17 protein-coding genes and 1 tRNA gene are annotated in these 21178 nt (G+C 60.1%); 4 read left to right on the plus strand and 14 right to left on the minus strand.

All coding sequences use genetic code 11. The features are described from left to right. Window position 1: 1 nt before the first annotated feature. The 10 genes from C1N62_RS13260 to gpt form a co-directional block, all read right to left on the minus strand. Window positions 2-1291: an McrC family protein gene (locus tag C1N62_RS13260; RefSeq protein ID WP_137764080.1), complete on the minus strand. Its 1290-nt coding sequence runs from the start codon at window positions 1289-1291 to the stop codon at window positions 2-4. Next, on the minus strand, window positions 1288-3159 hold the full coding sequence (locus C1N62_RS13265) for an AAA family ATPase (protein ID WP_137764081.1): 1872 nt from the start codon (window positions 3157-3159) through the stop codon (window positions 1288-1290). The genes C1N62_RS13260 and C1N62_RS13265 overlap by 4 nt, the downstream gene beginning before the upstream one ends. 117 nt (window positions 3160-3276) lie before the next feature. Continuing rightward, complete coding sequence (locus C1N62_RS13270; protein WP_137764082.1) at window positions 3277-4242, minus strand: chemotaxis protein; 966 nt, start codon at window positions 4240-4242, stop codon at window positions 3277-3279. 762 nt (window positions 4243-5004) lie between these two features. Beyond that, on the minus strand, window positions 5005-6078 hold the full coding sequence (locus C1N62_RS13275) for a GIY-YIG nuclease family protein (RefSeq protein ID WP_137764083.1): 1074 nt from the start codon (window positions 6076-6078) through the stop codon (window positions 5005-5007). 455 nt (window positions 6079-6533) lie between these two features. After that, window positions 6534-6609, minus strand: a tRNA-Thr gene (locus C1N62_RS13280). 205 nt (window positions 6610-6814) lie between these two features. Continuing rightward, on the minus strand, window positions 6815-8068 hold the full coding sequence (gene proA, locus C1N62_RS13285) for a glutamate-5-semialdehyde dehydrogenase (RefSeq protein WP_137764084.1): 1254 nt from the start codon (window positions 8066-8068) through the stop codon (window positions 6815-6817). A gap of 9 nt (window positions 8069-8077) precedes the next feature. Then, complete coding sequence (gene proB / locus C1N62_RS13290; RefSeq protein WP_137764085.1) at window positions 8078-9181, minus strand: glutamate 5-kinase; 1104 nt, start codon at window positions 9179-9181, stop codon at window positions 8078-8080. A gap of 162 nt (window positions 9182-9343) precedes the next feature. Then, on the minus strand, window positions 9344-9745 hold the full coding sequence (crl, locus tag C1N62_RS13295) for a sigma factor-binding protein Crl (RefSeq protein WP_137764086.1): 402 nt from the start codon (window positions 9743-9745) through the stop codon (window positions 9344-9346). Between the two features lie 56 nt (window positions 9746-9801). Next, window positions 9802-11052: an esterase FrsA gene (frsA, locus tag C1N62_RS13300; protein ID WP_137764087.1), complete on the minus strand. Its 1251-nt coding sequence runs from the start codon at window positions 11050-11052 to the stop codon at window positions 9802-9804. Window positions 11053-11198: 146 nt separating this feature from the next. Beyond that, window positions 11199-11657, minus strand: a complete 459-nt coding sequence (gpt, locus tag C1N62_RS13305) for a xanthine phosphoribosyltransferase (protein ID WP_137764088.1) — start codon at window positions 11655-11657, stop codon at window positions 11199-11201. Window positions 11658-11948: 291 nt separating this feature from the next. Between gpt and pepD the strand changes: the two genes are divergently transcribed. Beyond that, window positions 11949-13409, plus strand: a complete 1461-nt coding sequence (pepD, locus tag C1N62_RS13310) for a beta-Ala-His dipeptidase (protein WP_137764089.1) — start codon at window positions 11949-11951, stop codon at window positions 13407-13409. A gap of 47 nt (window positions 13410-13456) precedes the next feature. Here pepD and dinB read toward each other — a convergent pair whose 3' ends face one another. Further along, complete coding sequence (dinB, locus tag C1N62_RS13315; RefSeq protein WP_137764090.1) at window positions 13457-14527, minus strand: DNA polymerase IV; 1071 nt, start codon at window positions 14525-14527, stop codon at window positions 13457-13459. Between the two features lie 223 nt (window positions 14528-14750). On the opposite strand from dinB, the gene C1N62_RS13320 reads away from it, so the two are divergent. Beyond that, window positions 14751-15653 carry a glycerophosphodiester phosphodiesterase family protein gene (locus C1N62_RS13320; RefSeq protein ID WP_137764091.1) on the plus strand — a complete coding sequence of 301 codons (903 nt, stop codon included), beginning with the start codon at window positions 14751-14753 and terminating at the stop codon, window positions 15651-15653. Between the two features lie 214 nt (window positions 15654-15867). Beyond that, on the plus strand, window positions 15868-16587 hold the full coding sequence (gene dpaA / locus C1N62_RS13325) for a peptidoglycan meso-diaminopimelic acid protein amidase (RefSeq protein ID WP_137764092.1): 720 nt from the start codon (window positions 15868-15870) through the stop codon (window positions 16585-16587). Here dpaA and C1N62_RS13330 read toward each other — a convergent pair. Both C1N62_RS13330 and lpcA read right to left on the minus strand, forming a co-directional pair. After that, a complete protein-coding gene (locus C1N62_RS13330; protein ID WP_137764093.1) occupies window positions 16558-17325 on the minus strand; it encodes a class II glutamine amidotransferase in 768 nt (255 codons plus the stop codon). The genes dpaA and C1N62_RS13330 overlap by 30 nt on opposite strands. A gap of 26 nt (window positions 17326-17351) precedes the next feature. Further along, a complete protein-coding gene (gene lpcA / locus C1N62_RS13335) occupies window positions 17352-17933 on the minus strand; it encodes a D-sedoheptulose 7-phosphate isomerase (RefSeq protein ID WP_137764094.1) in 582 nt (193 codons plus the stop codon). Between the two features lie 232 nt (window positions 17934-18165). Between lpcA and fadE the strand changes: the two genes are divergently transcribed. Continuing rightward, window positions 18166-20613, plus strand: coding sequence for an acyl-CoA dehydrogenase FadE (gene fadE, locus C1N62_RS13340; protein ID WP_137764095.1), 2448 nt, complete (start codon window positions 18166-18168; stop codon window positions 20611-20613). A 49-nt stretch (window positions 20614-20662) separates the two neighbouring features. Here fadE and C1N62_RS13345 read toward each other — a convergent pair whose 3' ends face one another. After that, window positions 20663-21136, minus strand: a complete 474-nt coding sequence (locus C1N62_RS13345) for a DUF1456 family protein (protein WP_137764096.1) — start codon at window positions 21134-21136, stop codon at window positions 20663-20665. Window positions 21137-21178 lie beyond the last annotated feature (42 nt).

Here is a 21178-nt window from a genome sequence, read left to right on the forward strand (position 1 = left end):
TTTAGTGGTCGCGCAACGGCAGTTGGGTCAGGTTGTGGTGCAGCAACTGGCCGTGGGGCGGCGCGGCCAGGTCAAAGGGCAGCACCCACAGGCGGAGCGTGTCGCTCATCTCAAACGGGGCCAGCGGCGCGGTGAAGCGGCTCCAGCGCGGGTAGATCAGCGCCATCTCGCCCTTGCCGCCCAGGTAGGTTTGCCCATAGACAAACAGCTGGTAGAAATCCGCCTCGCTGAGGCCATATTTGCGCCGGCGATCGGCGGCGTCGATGCGTTTCCATTTGGCATCCAGCACCCAGGCGCGCTCCCCCTGGCGCAGCAACAGATCCGGCCGCAGTTGGAACAGCGAGTGCGTCTCCTGGCGACACAAGAAGTGGCTGCGCGCCTGGGCGGTGAGGCTGACGCCCGGTGCCAGTCCCTGCTGGAGCGCACGCTCCACACTGCGCTCAAACAGTCGCTCCATCGGGAAGAGCATACTGATGCCGCGCCACGCGCCCTGCAACGCCAGCGGCATCTGCCGGTAGAGCACCAGTTCGCACCAGGGCTTGGCGACCTGGTAGTGCGCCAACAGGCGGTCATTGCGCCAGCGCTGGAAATCCCCCTCGATGTCGCGACTGGCGGGGATCTCCATCAGCATCGTGCGCAACTCCTGCGCCAGACGCCAGTTGGCCGGCTGCTGCGTCTCTTTCGCCACCCGCTCCAGCGCCGTTTTCAACAGGCGGTTTTCGGCGCGATCTGGCAAGAAGAGATCATGGCGGATGTTGAACAGGTGCGCCCGTCCCGGCGGCTGGCGCATCTGTCGCACCACGTCCAGTTGCCCGCGCAGGAAGCGCTCGCACCCCTCCACCCGCTGGTAATCCGAACGGATGCCCCGCTTCACCAGGTGCTCCAGCGCCGCCAAAAATTGCGCCATCACCCACTCGTTCACCGGCATGTCAAAGCGCTCCAGCGAGGCCATGCCCGCCTCGCGCGGGGTCATCTCCAGGGAAGAGGCGATCAGCCGTTGCAGCAGGCGGCGGCTCTCGTTGGCGTCCTCCGCCTCATCAAAGGTTTTTGGCAAAATTTCAAGCCGCGTGCCACAGGGCGTCTCCACCACGCCGACGTAGTTATCCAGGTGCAGCGTGCGGCGATCCTCCAGCTCCGCCAGCGCCGGCGCATGGCTGGTGCGATAGCGCTGGCTGATGCGGCAGATCCAGTCAAAGGCCGAGGGCGGGATGTGGGCGCGATCGAGCGTCGGCACGCTGACCGGCTCGGTGGTGAGCCGGGCGTACTCCCGCACCGTGATGGTCGGCGTCACACCGCGCCGCCTGCGGGGCCGAGGATGCCAGCGTAGGCTTCCGCCCGCCCAAAGGCCGCCGCGTTAAGCTCCCAACGCCCCTGCCCGTTCAGCGGCACCTCCTCACCAAACAGGTGGCTGAGATCGTTGGCTGGCTGGCGGATAAAGCGCAGCGCCTCGGGTTTGCGGTGGTCATTCAGCACCCACTGGATGCGCTGCCAGTCCTCAAAGAAGTACTCCTGCAACAGCGGCACGATCTGCTGCTGGAACAGCTGGGCCAGCAGCGACAACGTCGGCTGCGCGCGCAGCGGCATAAAGTAGGCGTGGCCGAGGCAGTGGTCGCGATCGAGCAGCACCTCGATGCGCTGGTTCATCACCCGCAGCAGCGCGCCGACGTCCACACCCTCGACGGTGACGCCATCCAGCAACTCGGGGCGCGGCGGCATCTCCTTGAAGGTGAAGCGGCGGCGCAGCGCCATGTCCAGCCCAGCCAGCGAGCGGTCGGCGGTGTTCATGGTGCCGATCAGGTAGACATTGTTCGGCACGCTGAACGGCGTTTTTGAGTAGGGCAGCACCACCGAGAGCGCCTCCGCCTCGCCGGCGCGTTTTGACGGCTCGATCAGCGTAATCAGCTCGCCGAAGATACGGGAGATGTTGCCACGGTTGATCTCATCAATGATCAGCACGCGCGCGTCATTCACCGATGCCTCTGGCAGCAGCGGCAGATTCCCCGGCTGGCCGCCAAGCAAAAACTCCACCAGGTGCGCGATGACATTGTTGTAGCCATGCACCACATACGGCTCCAGCTGCGAGTCGGTGACGCGCTCAAAGATCTTCTTGTCACGGATGTCCTGCACCGTGATCTCCCCCTGGCGGATGTGTTCGCACAGGGTATTCAGCATCCGCAGGCTGAAGATGATGAGGTTGCCGTTGGGCTTGCACAGCTCCACCATCTCCGGCGTCGCTTGCACCACCCGGTAGTTGGAGGAGAAGACCTGCCCCACGGTAAAGGTGGCCTGGGCGCTGCCCTGCCCAAGCAGCGACAGCAGTTTCTCAGCGTTGAGCGTGGGCGCGCGCAGCTCGTACAGCGTCATCTGGCTGAACTGGTTGTTCGCCAGCTCCGTGTAGGGCAGCGAGGGCTGGTACTGGCGCAGCCACTTCACCGGGCGCAGTTGCGCATAATCATCCAGGTACTCGCTATGCGGTTGGTAGCGGTAATCGCCGCTGATCTCCCCGATGGCCCTGACCTTGAAGTTGCCGTCGCTCACCACCACCAGATCGCCGATTTTCATGCGGTTGATAAAGGTCATCACACTGGTGACCGCGTAGTCATAGCCGTTGCTCACCGCTACCCCGCGGTCAGCGAAGCGCTGCTCGATCTCCGCCCGGGTCTGGCAGCCGGTAAAGTCGATGTTGCCGCCATGCCCCAACAGCGCGTAGCCGCCCGCCAGGCACTCATCATAGATGCCGGCATCACTGCCGAGCGTGTTGCCAAGGGACATCTTCCAGATCTTGCGCCCCGCGAGGGTCACTGGCGCGGGCGCTTGCAACACCACTTTGGTGGCGGCCGTTTCACACAGGCTTTTGAAGACGCCATCCACCACTTCATAGCGCAGTTGCTGCGTCTCTTCGTCGCTCTCCGCCCGTAGCCCCTCAACAAAATCCTCATAGCTGAAGCTCTGGTGGAAGGTCACAAAACGGATCTTCCCTTCGGCCACCAGATCATCGAAGCGCCTTTTGATCGCCTCACGATCCTGCTCGTGCGCCGCCAAAAACTCGGCATCAAGTATCCTGAGCGCCTCATTGAGCGTGGTGTAGGTTTTGCCGGTGCCGGGCGGCCCGTAGAAGATTTGGTTTACATCAGGGGATGAGGCGGTTGGGTGTTCCATCGCAGAGAAGCTCCATAGTAAGACGCAGAGATTAATATCCCCACTTTATCAGTCACCGTAAAATTATCGATTGTTTATATGCGGGGCGATGCCTATCGCCCCAGCACAGGGCGGGCCTTAGCCCTCCATCTGCTCCAGCACCTGGTGGATGACGCTGGAGAGTTCGTTGATTTCGAACTTTGCCACGTAGCCATTGGCGCCGACCTTGCGCACGTGCTCCTCGTTGGCGCTGCCGGAGAGCGAGGAGTGGATCACCACCGGGATGCGTTTGAGCGTGGGGTCCAGCTTGATATTACGCGTCAGGGTGAAGCCATCCATCTCTGGCATCTCCAGGTCGGTGAGCACCAACCCGATTTTGTCAGTGATCGGTACCCCTTCCGCCTGCGCCTGCTGCGCCATCACCTTGATCTTCTCCCAGGCCTCCAGCCCAGTGGTATGCATCAACGCCGGGATGCCGATGCCCTTCAGCCCCTGCTCCAGCATGGATCGCGCCACCTTGGAGTCCTCCGCGACGATGGCGACCGCACCGGGTGTCATCTTGAAAGTGCGCGCCTTGATCTCATCCGCCTGCACGCTGCGCACCGTCGGGATGATGTCATAGAGGATCTGTTCAACGTCGAGCACCAGCGCCAGGTCGCCGCCATGCTCGTCGCTGTTGAGTCGGGCGATGCTGGTAATGTTGCGGTTGCTGACGCCGGCGTCCGCCGCATGTACCTGGCTCCAGTCGAGGCGCACGATGTTGTCCACCGCCTCCACCGCGAATGCCTGAGTGCTGCGCGCATACTCGGTCACCAACAGCAGGTTCAGCCCAGTGGAGGGGGTACAGCCCGCCACCGCCGGCAGGTCAATCACCGGGATAATCTGGTCACGGATTCTTGCGACGCCCAACAGCGGCGACTTCATGCCCGCCGCCTTGGTGATGGTCGGCATCGGCACGATCTCACGCAGCTTGAAGACGTTTATGCCAAACAGCTCCGCCTTGCCATCCGTGACGTCATTGCCCAGCCGGAACAGCAACAGCTCGAACTTATTGGAGAGTGCGAGGTTAGCCCGCTCATCGATATCTTTTTGAAAATTATCCATCTTTACCCCTGAGTATGAGTTATGTAATTAACAAGGCGAGTGGAGTGATGAGCTAAAGGGCCACCTGCCCTTCCCGCATTCGCGCGCCTGCATTACGCACAAGAGTTATCGGCAGAGCGGGGGAAAAGTGTAGGTGTGGGGGGGTGAAGATTTAGTATTTTCCTGAGAGTGAGAATGGAGTTTTAGGTTTGAAAGGTTGGAGAATGATAGTGATGAAGAAAAGAGGCGTTGGGCTGATTTAATTTGGCAACTGGGACTTAGCACCGTTGCTAATGATATGTTTATATCACTATTTATAGCAAGCGGAGGAATATATTTTTTGGGCTAGGTAAGAGTTCTAGCATGATACTAAATGCAGATGTCATTAGCTATAACTGATTAAAATTGAATAAGAAACTCAGGTGGCAACAATAGAAATAACATTATAAATAGACATAACTATTTAATTATTTTATAAATAAAACCATTAAAAATCGCATTGATTTATTATGATCATTCACCATGAATTTAACAATTTAAGAAAAACTAACAAGGTCTTATGTGTTATATATCATTAGAATACAACATTATACACCTTACATAAATCATTACTTACCAAAAAAGTACGATACTTCAAAAGAAGTATAATACCACTGCAACAAAGACAATCGAATTAAAAGTTACTTTAATAACACCTGCGAAAGCAACCGTATTTCAACGCCTAAAAGAAAACAAATAATACATATTCATGCATGAAATAATCATGCTAATTTGTAACAATTATCAAATCTGTAATATCGTTCTCATTTCAGGAAACAGAACTGAAACAAAGGCATCATACTTTCGTTCAAATTTCGCATTTTCATTCAGATAAGTCATAAACCGAATAATGGTCTTAGCCTGTTTATCTGTAGTCTGCGGTTGAAAACTTTGCCAGCCCAAAAGAAATAGCCGTCTTAAGGGATATTGGTTACTTTCACCTCTATTCAACGCTGCGGCAAGTACATCATAGGCTGAGGGTAATCTGCTACCTACTGTACGCGCATATTTGAACGACAGTAATACAGGAAGGATACCTTTTTTATTCCAAAACTCCCAACTCAAGCACGGAGCAAAAGCTTCATTCCAATATGAATATTGCGTTAATGAAAAAAGTGACTTGAATACAATTTCATGCATATTTTCTGGAGAGCCTGCATCATAATAACATAAGGCGTCATCCAGAAAACGTTCCAATGCATTCTCCCAACTCCCTTCATAAACATTTGGATGTCTGGCAAACTTGGACTGCATAATGCGTTCCCAAGCTCCATGGGCAATCAAATGTTTCTCAACTAATTTTTGTTCAATATTAGTATAACACCCTCCCCTCACTTTATCAATGCCATACTGAATCATCAGTTCAACGGTAGTTTCATTTTCTATCTTTTCGGCTTCACGTGCGTTTTTAGTTCCTATGTCAATTGCACTTATAAGTTGTAGCGGGGTGTTTAACTTAGTCCATTCTGCACCTTTACCCGTAAAATGCTCTTCCATTCTTTTTTTTATGTTTGCAGTTAGCCCAACATAGTAACAATCATTAGATAGCGCAAGAGTATAAATATAAATACTAACAGGGTTGCGGGAATTAAACCAATATTCGTTTCTTTCTTTACCTTGAAAATTATCAGCATTAATATTGCTACTACCCAAACGAATAAACTCTTCTGCTACTTCATCAGAAATTTCTCTACCAATGACTTTTTCTTTCCAACCTCTAGCAGGAGGCCATTCCTCACCGATTAATTCGATCTGCCGACGTTTGTGGGAACCTCTTGACGTTGCCCCTAACTTTAATAGCTCCATAGTAATAACCATCTACGCCCTCACTCTATTAAATTTAACTGAAAATATTAAATAATACCTCTATAGTAACCAATTAATTCCCACACCATTTTCTACCATTATCCTTTCAAGGAAAGATTAAATCCTAGCGCATAGTTAACATTACACCCATAGAGTGCCAAGCCTCTATTTACCTTAACGATTACACGTTAATTTAATATAATTAATGGAACCTTAAATTAACATATCAATTAAATGAAAGTATGGTAATTACTTGGAATTTATCAATTTATAGTACTTATCATTTTAGGACAATTGGTCAGACATGCCAATAGCACAACATGTTGCGCTTCATCTATAGCATATCCACTTAACCTAACCGCACATCCTTAGAGATTTTGAAGTACGTCACTAACTCCAAAATTACGATCAGAAGCACAACAGAGCAGATTCTACGGGGTTTTATCAGAGGTCAAAAAATGCTTGATTGGTGCCGATAATAGGAGTCGAACCTACGACCTTCGCATTACGAATGCGCTGCTCTACCAACTGAGCTATATCGGCGTTGTGAGGTGCTGCCGGGGGACTACGGAGTGACAAATTATTGAAAAGCGCGTGGCAAGTCAAGAGGGTGAGCGTTGGCGGGTGATTTTATCGCCAACTTGGGGCGCGAGCGGTGAAACGTGCTCGGTAAGGGCGTTACGCATTGATTTGGTGAATGAAAAGTTGCGAAAGATAGAATCCCCGCGCCGGGGCGCGGGGGGAGGCATCAGGCGCGAATGAGGTCGTCGCCGTAGCCGATCCATTTATAGGTGGTGAGCGCTTCCAGACCCATAGGGCCACGGGCGTGCAGCTTCTGGGTGCTGACCGCCACTTCCGCGCCGAGGCCAAACTGGCCGCCGTCGGTGAAGCGGGTGCTGGCGTTGACGTAGACCGCGGACGAGTCCACTTCGCGCACAAAACGCTCGGCGTTGCTGATGGAGCGCGTCAGGATGGCGTCAGAGTGGGCGGTGCCGTAAGCGCGAATGTGCTCCACCGCCGCTTCCAGGCCGGTGACCAACGTGACGTTGAGGTCGTTGGAGAGCCACTCGTCCTCGTAATCTTGCGGGGTAACGGGCACCACGGCGGCTGGGCCATCTTGCAGCAGGCGCAGTGCCTCCGGGCTGGCGTGCAGCGTGACGCCAGCGTCGGCCATGCGGCGGCTCAGCGCTGGCAGGAAGGTGCTGGCGATCGCCTCGTGCACCAGCAGCGTCTCCAGGCTGTTGCAGGCGCTCGGGCGCTGCACCTTGGCGCTCTCAATCACCGTCAGCGCCTTCTCCACGTCGATGCTCTCATCGGCGAAAATGTGGCACACGCCGATGCCGCCGGTAATGACGGGAATGGTCGAGTGCTCGCGACACAGTTTATGCAGCGACGCCCCGCCGCGCGGGATCAGCATGTCCACATAGCGATCGAGGCGCAGCAACGCATTGACCAGCGCGCGGTCTGGGTTATCGATCGCCTGTACCGCCGCCGCTGGCAGGCCACAGCGCTCCAGTGCGCGCTGGATGACGCTCACCGTCGCCTGATTGGTGAGGTGCGTCTCCTTGCCGCCGCGCAGGATCACCGCGTTGCCGGTCTTCAGGCAGAGCGAGGCGACGTCCACGGTCACGTTCGGGCGCGCCTCATAGATCACGCCGACCACGCCGAGCGGCACGCGGCGGCGCTCCAGCTTCAGGCCGTTATCCAGCAGGCTGCCGTCAATCACCTGCCCCACCGGGTCGTGCAACTTGCTGACCTGCCGCACGTCGTTGGCGATCGCCGCCAGACGCGCTGGCGTCAGTTGCAGGCGATCGAGCAGTGCCTCACCCATGCCCGCCGCGCGGGCGGCGGCTACATCCTGCTCGTTGGCGCTGAGGATAATCTCACCCTCAGCCTCCAGCATGTCGGCCATCACCAACAGCGCCTGGTTCTTCTTCGCCGTGCTCAACACGGCCAACTGGTAGGAGGCCTGTTTCGCGGCCTGCCCCATCTGCTCCAGCATGGCAACTCCTTAGCTAACAATCATATCGTCACGGTGAACCGCCACCGGACCGTACTCATAACCAAGGATATCGCTGATCTGCTGCGAGTGATACCCGGCAATCATCCGCATCGCATCACTGTTGTAACGGCTGACGCCGTGGGCCAGGTCGCGGCCAGCCAGATTGCGGATGCGAATCACCTCGCCGCGCGAGAAGTTGCCCTTCACCTCGCGGATGCCCTTCGGCAGCAGCGAACTGCCGCGCTCCAGCATCGCGGCGACCGCGCCGTCGTCGATGGTGATCTCGCCGGCCGGTGGCGCGCCGAAGATCCAGCGCTTGCGGCTCTCCAGCGGCGTCTCCAGCGCGTGGAAACGGGTGCCGACCGAGTTGCCCGCGATCACGTCTGCCACCACGTCCGGGCGGCTGCCAGCGGCGATGATCACATCCACGCCAGCGCGGCAGGCGACGTCGGCGGCCTGCAATTTGGTGGCCATGCCGCCGGTGCCAAGGCCTGAGACGCTGTCACCGGCGATGCCGCGCAGCGCGTCATCAATGCCGGTCACTTCGCGGATCAGCTCCGCCTCAGGGTTCTTGCGCGGGTCAGCGGTGAACAGCCCCGGCTGGTCGGTCAGCAGCAGCAGTTTGTCGGCCCCGCCGAGGATCGCCGCCAGCGCCGAGAGGTTGTCATTGTCGCCTACCTTGATCTCCGCGGTGGCGACGGCGTCGTTCTCGTTGATGATCGGCACGATGTGGTTATCCAGCAGCGCGCGCAGGGTGTCGCGGGCGTTGAGGAAGCGCTCACGGTCTTCCAGATCGGCGCGGGTCAGCAGCATCTGGCCGACGTGGATGCCATAAATGGAGAAAAGTTGCTCCCACAGCTGGATCAGGCGGCTCTGCCCCACCGCCGCCAGCAACTGCTTGGAGGCGATGGTGGCGGGCAGTTCAGGGTAGCCCAGGTGCTCACGGCCAGCGGCAATCGCGCCAGAGGTGACGATGATGATGCGGTGCCCGGCGGCGTGTTGCCGGGCGCACTGGCGCACCAGCTCCACAATGTGGGCGCGGTTAAGGCGGCGCGATCCGCCGGTGAGCACACTGGTGCCCAGTTTTACAACCAAAGTCTGGCTGCCACTCATAATTACTCTGCCATAGCAAATGAATAGGGAGGTGGCCACGGGGCCATCAGAGGGATCTTTGTAACAGGAGAGAGGCGGGTTGCCAACGGGGGGAGATAAAATAAAAGGGCCGCCCAGCAGGGCGGCGCGCAGACCCGGCGGCCTGAAAGCGCCACCGGGGGATCAGGCGGAGAGTTTGACTGGCTCGTCCGTGAAGTGATCGGCAGGCTCCAGCGCCAGGTTCATCTCGCCCAGCATGGCCGCCAGACGTTGGTGAAAATCGCGCAACGTGGTTTCCAGTTTCTCCTGAACTTCCGGATCTTTGATCTTTTGGGCCGTCCACTCGCCCTCTTTATCAAACAGGCCAAACTGGTAAACATAGGTATAACGCGTGGCCTCGTCCTGTAGCTCAATCCACCAGCCCCAGAACTCACGTTTTTCCGGCGCCGGTTTGACGTTGACACACACCGCCAGACAATCAAAAAAGAACTGATTATTCTGGCATTTCCCTTCACGCAGATAGGGGCCCAGGGCCGCGAAACGCTTCATTAGACGGCTTTTTGGGTGTCCGCTTGGTAATGTCATCTTCTACCTCCTTATGGCGACGATCCTTTTTAACAAACCGCGCGGAAATAGCAACTCTATTCACACATTTTACCCTGCAACCAGTCACACACTTCATTCAGCGCCCGGTCAAAGCTGCGATAGACCGGTTTGCGGCCAATCTCCAGCAGTTTGCCGCTGCGTGAGGAGGAGGCGATCAGGCGCGACTCCTCTTTCGGGCTGAACGTTTCATGCGCCCAGTAGCCGGAGAGCATCGGCGTCGGGCAGTGGCGGCCGAGCAGCCCCTGGGTCTTCAGCGAGTAGCGCCCCATCTCGATGCGCAGCGCGGCGTCGGAGGCGTTGCTCATCCCCATCCGGCTGGCGAGCACGTCCATGTACATGTCAGGCGCGGCCTCCTGGCAGGCGCGGTTGCTCATCAACTCATGCACCAGTGGGCCAAGGCAAGCAACGGCGCGCAGCCGGCGCGACTCCAGGTAGCCCAGCCGCACCGCGACGTTGGCCCCGAAGCGGAAGCCGAACAGCGAGACGCGGGTGTGATCCACCCACGGCACCTTGTCGAGTTGCGCCAGCACCTGCTGGTGCAGGAAGCTGGTGTCCTGCGTCAGTTTCCAGCGCGAGGAGAAGCCGATGGAGGGCATATCGATGGTCAGCATCGCGATGCCGCGCGGTGCCAGGTAGTCGCTGAACAGCCGGTAGTGGTCGCTCTGCAACATATCCAGCCCGCCGCAGATCAGCACCGTCGGGAACGGCGCCTGCCCCTGCGCCGGCTGGTGCAGGAAGCCGGTGATGGGCGCACCGCCGGGGATGGCAAACTCCAGCTCTTTCAGTTGGTAGGGCAGATGGTGGGCCGCCTCCTGATAGGCGCGGTTGGCCAGCACTTCCGCCTGCTCCGCCAGCTCATCGCCCTTGAGGTGCGGGTAGGCGGCGATGTTGTAGTAGTTGGCCGCCATCAGCCACAGCTTGCCGCGCTCCGCCGGATCCTGGCTCTCCAGCGCCCGCTGCTGCCACAGCATCGCCTGATGCGACCACTCGTAGATCCAGTTGCCGTTGCGGTAGCCGACCACGGTGTCGAGCAGCCGCTCGTCGGTGCGTTCGGCATCCGAGGCGGCGATGCGCGCCAGCACCTGCCGCATCTCCAGCGCGTCGATGCCGCGCCAGATCCACATCAGCCGGTTGATCATGCGATACCAACGCGGGCCGGCCTGCCCGTCGAGGGCGGACTGGAGCGGTTGTGCGGTTGGGTGGTGCGCCCGTTTGACCAGCGTGGAGGTCTCAGGGTGCTTGAAGCGGGGTTTGAACAGGATTTCCGAAAGATTGGCTTGGGTCATCGACAGCCTCCATGATGCTGCGGGCGCAAATGCGGCCGGACATAATGCCAAAGTGTACCAAAGAACCGGGGAAAGGGGGCGGGTGAGGTCAAGGCAGGGGCAGAAACAGCACGCCCGGCATCAGCCGGGCGTGTGGGGGAAGGCGATTAACGACCGCCGATTGGCTCGACGAAGGTCACGGCCATGTCCCAAGGTTGCTCAATCCAGGTGTCCTGCGGGATGTCGACCACGTAGTCGTCCACCAGCGGGCGGCCAGCCGGCTTGGCAAAGATGGTGACGAAGTGGGCTTTCGGGTACATCTCACGGATTGCCTTGGCGGTGCCACCGGTGTCCACCAGGTCATCAATCACGATAAAGCCTTCACCGTCGCCTTCAGCGCGCTTGAGCACATGCAGGTCGCGCTGGTTGTCGTGGTCATAGCTGGAGATGCAGACGGTGTCGACGTGGCGAATACCCAGTTCACGCGCCAGCAGCGCCGCTGGCACCAGCCCGCCGCGGCTGACCGCGATGATGCCCTGCCACTTATCGGCAGGAAGCAGACGGTGTGCCAGTTTACGGGCCTGCATTTGCAACATGTCCCAAGTTACGACGTATTTTTCGCTCATAAAATCGTGTCCCAGCCAGCTGTGGATTGGCTTAAAAATGTTCAGGGGGAAAAAGGTTGCGCGAGATTATAGAGAGGCAGCCGGATAAAAACCAGCGGCAATCCAAAAAAGCCCCGGCTTTTTGCTGCCCCGCCACGCGCACGGCGCGGGGGAAAGTGATATTCTCCCTGTTTCCGCCATCGCATTATGGCGCTGTATTTTCAACCTTAACACCGCGGCCTCCCTGTTCCCCCTGCCCTGCCGCTGGCGCGGCGGGGGCCGATCCGGGGATGCTGCCACAGGAGACTCACTGTGTCTGAACTGTCGCAACTCTCGCCACAACCGCTGTGGGACATCTTTGCCCGCATCTGCGCCATCCCGCACCCTTCATTCCACGAAGAGGCGCTGGCGCAGGACATCATGGCCTGGGCCAACGAGAAAGGGATCCATGCGGAGCGCGATCAGGTAGGCAACATCCTGCTGCGCAAACCGGCCAAGCCGGGCATGGAAGACCGCAAGCCGGTGGTGTTGCAGGCGCACCTGGACATGGTGCCGCAGAAGAACAATGACACCGTGCATGACTTCACCAAAGACCCGATCCAGCCCTACGTGGATGGCGAGTGGGTCAAGGCGCGCGGCACCACGCTGGGCGCGGACAACGGCATCGGCATGGCCTCGGCGCTGGCGGTGCTGGCGGATGAGGGCGTGGCGCACGGCCCGCTGGAAGTGCTGCTGACCATGACCGAGGAGACCGGCATGGATGGCGCGTTTGGCCTCCAGCCGAACTGGTTGCAGGGCGAGATCCTGATCAACACCGACTCCGAGGAGGAGGGTGAGATCTACATGGGTTGCGCCGGTGGCATCGACTTCACCACCACCCTGACGCTGCAACGCGAGGCGCTGGCCAGCGGCTACAGCGTGCTGAAGCTGGCGATCAAGGGGCTGAAGGGCGGCCACTCTGGCGCGGACATCCACCACGGCCTCGGCAACGCCAACAAGCTGCTGGCGCGCTTCCTGTTTGAGCACGCCGCGGCGCTCGGCCTGCGCGTGCTCGACCTGAACGGCGGCACCCTGCGCAACGCCATCCCGCGTGAAGCCTTCGCCACCCTGGCGGTGCCGGCGGTCAACGTGGATGCGCTGAAATCGCTGGTAAGCGAGTATCAGGCGACGCTGCAAAACGAGCTGTCAGCGAAAGAGAAGAAGCTGGTAGTGCAGCTGGAAGAGAGTGAGAGCAGCGCGCTGGCGCTGGACAAAGCGAGCCAGGAGCGTCTGCTGGCGCTGCTGAACGCTACGCCGAACGGCGTGATCCGCATGAGCGACGCGGTGCCGGGCGTGGTTGAGACCTCCCTGAACCTCGGCGTGGTGACCATGAGCGCTGACGAAGTGGTGGTGAACTGCCTGATCCGTTCGCTGATCGACAGCGGCAAGGATGATGTGGTCGGCATCCTGACCGCGCTCGGCCAGCTGGCTGGGGCCACCACCGCGCCGAAGGGCGGCTACCCTGGCTGGCAACCAGACCCGCACTCGCCGGTGATGCAACTGGTGCGCGAGACCTACCATTCGCTGTTTGGCAAAACGCCGAACATCCAGGTGATCCACGCGGGCCTCGAGTGTGGCCTGTTCAAGAAGCCTTACCCGGATATGGACATGGTCTCCATCGGGCCGACCATCACTGGCCCGCACTCCCCGGATGAGCAGGTGCATATCGGCAGCGTCGGCCTCTACTGGCAGCTGCTGACCGCCCTGCTGAAGGCGATTCCGGCGAAGGCGTAACGTTCCCCCTCCCCTCAGGCGAAGCTGCGGCTTCGCCTTTTTTTGCCCTAGCCGCCCTCGTCCCACGGCAGCAACAGTTGCCGCTCCAGTTGCGGATCCAAAAGCGTCACGTGCAGCCCCACCAGCCGCACCCCGCGCCCGGCACGCCGCTGCTCCCACGCCTGTTGCGCCACCGAGAGCAGATCCGGCAAATTCAGCGACGGCCAGACGTGCTCCTGCGTGGTCTGCTGGAAGTCGTGGAACTTCAGCTTCACCCCCTGGCGCGCAATCTGTAAATCGGGCCGCACCCGCCGCAGCCGCGTCTCCAGCTCCGGGTAGAGCCGCTCGCGGATCAGCGCCTCGCACGCCTCCCACTGGTGGATATCATTCGCCAGCGTGGTCTCCACCCCCACCGACTTGCGCAGGCGATCGGCGGAGACGTCGCGCTCATCAATGCCGTGGCTGCGCTCCCACAGCGCGTGGCCGAATTTGCCAAAGCGCTTGAGCAGCTCTGCCAGGTCATAGCGCTGCACGTCGGCGCAGGTCACCAGCCCCAGCTCCTCCAGCTTCGCCGCCGTCACCTTGCCGACGCCGGGGATCTTCTTGAGCGGCAGCGTCTGCAAAAAGGTCGCCACCCCGGCTGGCGGAATGACGTACTGGCCGTTGGGTTTGTTGAGGTCAGAGGCGATTTTGGCCAGAAACTTCACCGGCGCGATGCCAGCGGAGGCGGTGAGTTGCAGCTCCTGCTCGATGGCCTGCCGGATCTCCTGGGCGATCAGGGTGGCCGAGCCACGGCACTGCGGGGAGTCGGTGACGTCCAGATAGGCTTCGTCCAAGGAGAGCGGCTCAATCAGCGGCGTGTAGCGGGCGAAGATGCCACGGATATGCTCGGAGGTCTCCTTGTAGACCGCCATCCGGCCCGGCACCACTTTCAGGTGCGGGCAGAGTTTCAGCGCCATCGCGGTGGACATCGCGCTGTGTACGCCATATTTGCGCGCCGGATAGTTGGCGGTGCTGATCACCCCACGCCGGTCAGAGCTGCCGCCGATGGCGATCGGGATGTCGCGCAGGCTCGGGTCGTCACGCATCTCAACCGCCGCGTAGAAGCAGTCCATATCGACATGAATGATTTTGCGCATAATCCCTCCCTGTATAAGTATACAGGCGCAGGCGGCCCCGGCTCAACCCATCGGCCGAAAAGCATGGGTGCGATGGATTATTTGGGCAAAGCCCATTGCTGTCATATATATGTCATTGAAAAAAGGTAGATTATTTGGCTTTTAGTGCCAAGGCGTGGCGTAATCATGGCGGCGCGCCCGGCAACCGGGCGCTTACCTCTGCTTAAGGATGAAGGACAGGATCATGACCACACCCAAACTCATGCTGTTGGCCGCCTCACTGTTACTCGGCGCGTCTGTCGCTGGCGCGGCGGACGCCCCACCGGCCCAAGGCCAGCGGCCCCAGTTGATCGCTCACCGCGGCGGCACTGGCGACGCGCCGGAAAACACCTTTGCCGCCATTGATCTGGCACGGAAAAATGGCGCGGAGGCCATCTGGGTCACGGTGCAACTCGCCAAGGATGGGGTGCCGGTGCTCTACCGCCCCTCCGATCTCAGTGCCCTGACCCCGGCCAGTGGCCCGGTTTCGGCGCACACGGCGGCGGAGCTGGCGCAGGTGGACGCCGGTTGGGCCTTTGGCAAGGGCGAAGCGCACCCGTGGCGCGGCAAGGGGGTCGGTATCCCGACGCTGGCGGCCACCCTGGCCCGCTACCCGGATCTCTTCTTCTATATCGACCTCAAATCCCCAGACGCTGAGCCAGCCGCGCTGGCTGGCGCACTGGCGGCGGTGCTGCATGAGAGCAACAGCCTGACGCGCACCCGCGTCTACAGCACTGACAGCCGCTATCTGGCCGCCCTGCCGCCAGAGGTGGCGCGCTTTGCGAGCCGCGACCTGACGCGCACCGTGCTGGCGAACATTACGATGGCGCACCAGTGCACTCTGCCAGCCACGCCAGCGGCTGAGCGCTGGTATGGGCTGGAGCTGAAACGCAAGGTCGAGGTGGTGGAGAAGTACACCCTTGGCGAGGCGCGCTCCGCCTCCACGCTGGTCTGGGACAAAGAGGCGATGGCGTGCTTCCGCCGTCAGGGGGCGGCGCACATCATCCTGTTTGGCGTCAATACGCCGGAGGAGTACCAGCAGGCGCAGGCGCTCGGCGCGGATGGCATACTGGTTGACTCGCCTGCCACCCTCGCGCCCCGCAGCTGACTTTTTGCCATTGCTGTTATTTTGAGCGGCCACCACCCGGTGGCCGCGCTATTTTTCTATTAATCGCGATCGGCCGCAAAAATAGTATTTATGCCCCATTGCTAATTATTTAATCACCATTAAGATGGGGCTGCCTCCCGCATTGGGTCAGGCAGTGCCAATGCCGGGGCGTCCGCCTTCGGCAGTTCAACATTTATAATAAGCAGGAATGATAATGGGCAAAATCGCGCTGATGCTTGCGATGTTTCTCTGTTTGCCTTGGGTCACCCCCAGCTCCGCCAGTGAGTTGGTGCCCGTTAAGCAAAATATTAAACAGCAATTATTGGGTACACCGGTCTATATTCAAATTTTCAAAGAGGAGCGCCTGCTGGAGTTATACGGCAAGATGGGCAATGAGTACCGTCTGCTGGGCGCCTATCGCATCTGTAATTTCTCGGGTGGGCTGGGGCCGAAACGGCGTGAAGGGGATTTCAAAAGCCCGGAAGGGTTCTACAGCGTTGACATCCGCCACCTGAAGCCAGACAGCCGCTTCTATCGCGCCATCAATATCGGCTACCCGAACGCCTATGACCGGGCACAGGGCTACTCAGGCAACTACCTGATGATCCACGGCGATTGCCGTTCGATTGGCTGCTACGCGATGACCAACGCCTACATGGATGAGATCTTCACCTATGTTCAGGCCGCGCTGCACTATGGCCAGGTGAAGGTGGATATCGCCATCTACCCGTTCCGTATGACGGACGCCAACCTGCAACGCCACCGCTTCTCCACCTACTACAACTTCTGGCGCGGCCTGCAACCGGGCTACCGCTACTTCAACGAGAAGCACCTGCCGCCGACCATCACGGTCGATAATGGCCAGTATGTGGTGCACCCGGCGATTATCGGCACGCAGAACATCTCAGAGTATGCGTTCACCGAGACAAAATAGCGCGAACTCACCTGGCGCAATCTTGTGCCAGGTTTCGTTGCCGGTCAGCGGCTGGGTGGCGATCACCGTCACCACATCATTTGGCGTGGTCTGCTGCTGAAAATCGATCTCCACATCCTGATCCAGCAACGTCGCCTTGCCAAAGGGCGCGCGGCGCGTGATCCAGTGCAGGTTGGTGGAGCAGTAGGCCATCACGAAGCGCCCATCCGACAGCAGCATATTGAACACCCCCTTCTGCCGTAGCTGATCCGCCAGCGTCGCGATATAGCGGAACACCGCGGGCCAGTTGCCGGGGGTGCGCGGGTAGCGCTGCGTCAGTTGGTGCAGCAACCAGCAAAAGGCGTGCTCGCTGTCCGTCTGGCCAATCGGCCGCAGCGTCCCGCTCTCCAGTTGGCGATGCCCCTTGAGCTGGCCGTTATGGGCGAACGTCCAGTTGCGCCCCCACAGCTCGCGGGTGAAGGGGTGGGTATTCTCCAGCGCCACCTCGCCCCGGTTGGCCTGACGGATGTGGGAGACCACGGCGCAGGATTTGATCGGGTACTCCTGCACCAGCCGGGCAATCGGGGAGTTGTAGCTCGGCTGCGGATCCTTGAAGGTACGGCAGCCCAGCCCCTCATAAAAGGTGATGCCCCAGCCATCCTTGTGCGGGCCAGTGCGGCCGCCGCGCTGCACCAGCCCGGTAAAGCTGAAGCAGATATCCGTGGGCACATTGGCACTCATCCCGAGCAGTTCACACATCGCCTCTCCTCCCCTGCGTTGGCCTGTTAGCCGCGCACCATCTCTTTCTCAATCAACTGGATCAGGATGTGGATCACCTTGATGTGGATCTCCTGAATGCGGTCGGCATAGCCGAAGTGCGGCACACGGATCTCGACGTCGGCGCTGCCAGCCATCTGGCCGCCATCCTTGCCGGTCAGGGTGATCACCTTCATCCCCTTGGCGCGCGCCGCCGCCACCGCCTTGATGACGTTGCCGGAGTTGCCGGAGGTGGAGATGCCAAGCAGCACGTCGCCGCTCTGACCAACCGCCTCAATAAAGCGGGAGAAGACGAAGTCGTAGCCGAAATCGTTGCTGACGCAGGAGAGGTGGCTGACGTCGGAGATGGCAATCGCCGGGTAGCCGGGGCGGTTTTCGCGGTAGCGGCCGGTCAGCTCTTCGGCGAAGTGCATGGCGTCGCAGTGGGAGCCGCCGTTGCCGCAGGAGAGCACCTTGCCGCCGGACTTAAAGGCGTCTGCCAGCAGCACCGCCGCCTGTTGGATGGCCGCGAGATTGGCCTCATCACTGAGAAATTTGTTCAAAGTTTCAGCAGCTTCGTTCAGTTCACTACGGATCAAATCCTGGTACATGACAGCCTCTTGGTAGCCGGTGGGCATGAAAATTCTTCCGCTGTGCAGTGTAGCGGATTGCCCCATAAGCGAGAAGCGTTGTCACAGGCTGCCGGGGCTTTTCGCCACGCGTACGGCCGGAATGTGAGCCATGTTGTAAATAGCATGTAAACGCGTTGATAAATAATTAGCCATCATCTACAACCAATACATCCCCAACAGGTCAGACCTCCTACAACTTACGGAGCTTGTTATGTTGCTGCTCACCCTTATTGGTTTCGTCGGGCTACTGGGCGTGCTGTTCTACCACAAAGTAAACCTGCACCTCAGTACGCTGGCGTTGCTGGCCTACACCGCGCTGATGGGCGTGGTGGGCCTCTGGTCATTCTGGTTCCTGCTGCTGCTGGCGCTGCTGTTGCTGCCACTTAACCTCACCGGCCTGCGCCGCTCGCTCCTCTCCGCCCCGGCGATGCGCACCTTCAGCCAGGTGATGCCGCCGATGTCGCGCACTGAAAAAGAGGCGATTGACGCTGGCACCACCTGGTGGGAGGGGGAGATCTTCCGCGGCGCGCCCGACTGGCGCACGCTGCACGCCTACCCGCTGCCGACCCTGACCGCCGAGGAGCAGGCGTTCCTTGATGGCCCGGTAGAAGAGGCGTGCCGCATGGCAAACGACTTCGAGATCACCCATGAACTGGCCGACCTGCCGCCAGAGCTGTGGGCCTACCTCAAGGAGCACCGCTTCTTCGCGATGATCATCAAGAAGGAGTATGGCGGGCTGGAGTTCTCGGCCTATGCGCAGGCGCGGGTGCTGCAAAAGCTGGCGGGCGTCTCCGGCATTCTGGCGATCACCGTCGGCGTGCCCAACTCCCTCGGCCCCGGCGAACTGTTGCAGCACTACGGCACCGACGCGCAGAAAGATCACTACTTGCCGCGTCTGGCGCGTGGGCAGGAGATCCCCTGCTTCGCCCTCACCAGCCCGGAGGCTGGCTCTGACGCCGGGGCAATCCCGGACACCGGCGTGGTGTGCATGGGTGAGTGGCAGGGCCAGCAAGTGCTGGGGATGCGCCTCACCTGGAACAAGCGCTACATCACCCTCGCGCCGGTGGCGACGGTGCTCGGGCTGGCGTTCAAGCTCTCCGACCCGGATCACCTGCTGGGCGAGACGGTGGATCTCGGCATCACCTGTGCGCTGATCCCCACCACTACCCCCGGCGTGGAGATTGGCCGCCGCCACTTCCCGCTCAACGTGCCGTTCCAGAACGGCCCGACGCGCGGCAACAACATCTTTGTGCCGATTGACACCATCATCGGCGGCCCGGCGATGGCCGGACAGGGGTGGCGGATGCTGGTGGAGTGTCTGTCAGTCGGGCGCGGCATCACCCTGCCCTCCAACTCCACTGGCAGCCTGAAATCCGTGGCGCTGGCGACCGGTGCCTATGCCCACATCCGCCGCCAGTTCAAGATCGCCATTGGCAAGATGGAGGGGATCGAGGAGCCGCTGGCGCGCATCGCGGGCAACGCCTATGTGATGGACGCCGCCGCCACGCTGATCACCACCGGCATCATGGCCGGTGAGAAGCCAGCCGTGCTCTCCGCCATCGTCAAATACCACTGCACCCACCGCGGTCAGCGCGCCATCATGGACGCAATGGACATCACCGGCGGCAAGGGCATCATGCTGGGCAGCAGCAACTTTTTGGCGCGGGCCTACCAAGGCGCGCCCATCGCCATCACCGTCGAGGGGGCGAACATCCTGACCCGCAGCATGATCATCTTCGGCCAGGGGGCGATCCGCTGCCACCCTTACGTGCTGGCGGAGATGGCGGCCGCGGCAGCGCGCGACCTGCCAGCCTTTGACCGGGCACTGCTTGGCCACCTCGGCCACGTCGGCAGCAACACCGCGCGCAGCCTCTGGCTGGGGCTGACCAACGGCCACACCAGCCGCACGCCGGTGCGTGACGCCACCACCCGCTACTACCAGCAGATCAACCGGCTGAGCGCCAATCTGGCGCTGCTGGCCGATGTCTCGATGGGTACGCTGGGCGGCAGCCTGAAGCGGCGTGAGCGCATCTCGGCGCGGCTGGGTGATATCCTGAGCCAACTGTTCCTCGCCACTGCCACCCTGAAACGCTATCAGGATGAGGGTCGCCAACAGGCCGATCTGCCGCTGGTGCACTGGGGGGTACAGGACTGCCTGCATCAGGCGGAGCAGGCGCTGGATGAGTTACTGCGCAACTTCCCGAACCGGCTGGTGGCCGGGCTGATGCGGCTGGTGGTCTTCCCGCTCGGTCGCGCCCAGCGTGGGCCAAGCGATCGGCTCGATCACAAGCTGGCGCAGTTGCTACAACAGCCCTCTGCCACCCGCGCGCGGCTGGGGCGCGGCCAGTACCTGACGCCGGGCGAAAATAACCCGTTTGGGCTGCTGGAGCAGGCGTTGCAGCACATCATCGCCGCCGAGGCGATCCACAAACGCCTGTGCACCGAGAGCGGCAAGTCCCTGCCCTTCACCCGGCTCGACCAGCTGGCGCTTCAGGCGCGCAGCGAGGGGCGCATCAGTGAGGAGGAGGCGCGCATCCTGACGCAGGCTGAAGAGAGCCGGCTGCTTGCGATTAACGTCGATGATTTTGAACCGGAAGCGCTGGCGGCGAAACAGCCAGCCCCGGAGACGCACTCGCCGCGCCACCCTGAGGCGGCCTAGGGCAAAGACCCACAGCATGAAAAACGGCACCCGAGGGTGCCGTTTTTTATTAGCGTGCTTTCGCCGGGCGCAGGCGCTGCGTCAGCCCTTTCAGGAAGTAGCGCAGGAACTGGTCGCCGCACGGGCGATAGTTTTTGTGGCCCGGCTTGCGGAAGATGGCGCCAATCTCTGGCTCGGAGACGCGGAAGTCCACCGCCGCCAGCACTTCCAGAATGTCGGTGGTCTTCAGCTCGAAGGCCACGCGCAGCTTCTTCAGGATGATGTTGTTGGTCAGCGGCAGCTCAACCTCTGGCATCGGGCGCGACTCGTCACGGCCACGGCGGTGCACAATCAGCCCGTTGAGGAAGTGCGCCATCACCGTATCCGGGCAGGGCTGGTGTCCCGGCTCCTCCTCTTTCTTCAGGTAGCTTTGCATCTCCTCCGGGGTGGCGGTCTGGCCAGCCAGCGCCAAAATCTCAAGGAGGCGGGCGTCGCTCAGATCCAGCATGTAGCGAAGGCTGCGCAAAACGTCGTTGTTCATCATAAAGGGTGTTTCCTGTTTTAAAGAGAGAGTGGCGTGAGCCAT

The organism is Nissabacter sp. SGAir0207 (assembly GCF_005491205.1).
Taxonomy (GTDB): Bacteria; Pseudomonadota; Gammaproteobacteria; order Enterobacterales; family Enterobacteriaceae; genus Chimaeribacter.

Excerpts from the sequence above, each read along its gene's own strand:
- C1N62_RS13320 (WP_137764091.1), top strand. The coding sequence starts at position 14,751 with ATGACCACACCCAAACTCATGCTGTTGGCCGCCTCACTGTTACTCGGC.
- gpt (WP_137764088.1), bottom strand. The coding sequence starts at position 11,657 with ATGAGCGAAAAATACGTCGTAACTTGGGACATGTTGCAAATGCAGGCC.
- frsA (WP_137764087.1), bottom strand. The coding sequence starts at position 11,052 with ATGACCCAAGCCAATCTTTCGGAAATCCTGTTCAAACCCCGCTTCAAG.
- proB (WP_137764085.1), bottom strand. The coding sequence starts at position 9,181 with ATGAGTGGCAGCCAGACTTTGGTTGTAAAACTGGGCACCAGTGTGCTC.
- dinB (WP_137764090.1), bottom strand. The coding sequence starts at position 14,527 with ATGCGCAAAATCATTCATGTCGATATGGACTGCTTCTACGCGGCGGTT.
- C1N62_RS13330 (WP_137764093.1), bottom strand. The coding sequence starts at position 17,325 with ATGTGTGAACTGCTCGGGATGAGTGCCAATGTGCCCACGGATATCTGC.
- fadE (WP_137764095.1), top strand. The coding sequence starts at position 18,166 with ATGTTGCTGCTCACCCTTATTGGTTTCGTCGGGCTACTGGGCGTGCTG.
- C1N62_RS13275 (WP_137764083.1), bottom strand. The coding sequence starts at position 6,078 with ATGGTTATTACTATGGAGCTATTAAAGTTAGGGGCAACGTCAAGAGGT.
- C1N62_RS13270 (WP_137764082.1), bottom strand. The coding sequence starts at position 4,242 with ATGGATAATTTTCAAAAAGATATCGATGAGCGGGCTAACCTCGCACTC.
- dpaA (WP_137764092.1), top strand. The coding sequence starts at position 15,868 with ATGGGCAAAATCGCGCTGATGCTTGCGATGTTTCTCTGTTTGCCTTGG.
- crl (WP_137764086.1), bottom strand. The coding sequence starts at position 9,745 with ATGACATTACCAAGCGGACACCCAAAAAGCCGTCTAATGAAGCGTTTC.
- C1N62_RS13265 (WP_137764081.1), bottom strand. The coding sequence starts at position 3,159 with ATGGAACACCCAACCGCCTCATCCCCTGATGTAAACCAAATCTTCTAC.
- proA (WP_137764084.1), bottom strand. The coding sequence starts at position 8,068 with ATGCTGGAGCAGATGGGGCAGGCCGCGAAACAGGCCTCCTACCAGTTG.
- C1N62_RS13345 (WP_137764096.1), bottom strand. The coding sequence starts at position 21,136 with ATGATGAACAACGACGTTTTGCGCAGCCTTCGCTACATGCTGGATCTG.
- lpcA (WP_137764094.1), bottom strand. The coding sequence starts at position 17,933 with ATGTACCAGGATTTGATCCGTAGTGAACTGAACGAAGCTGCTGAAACT.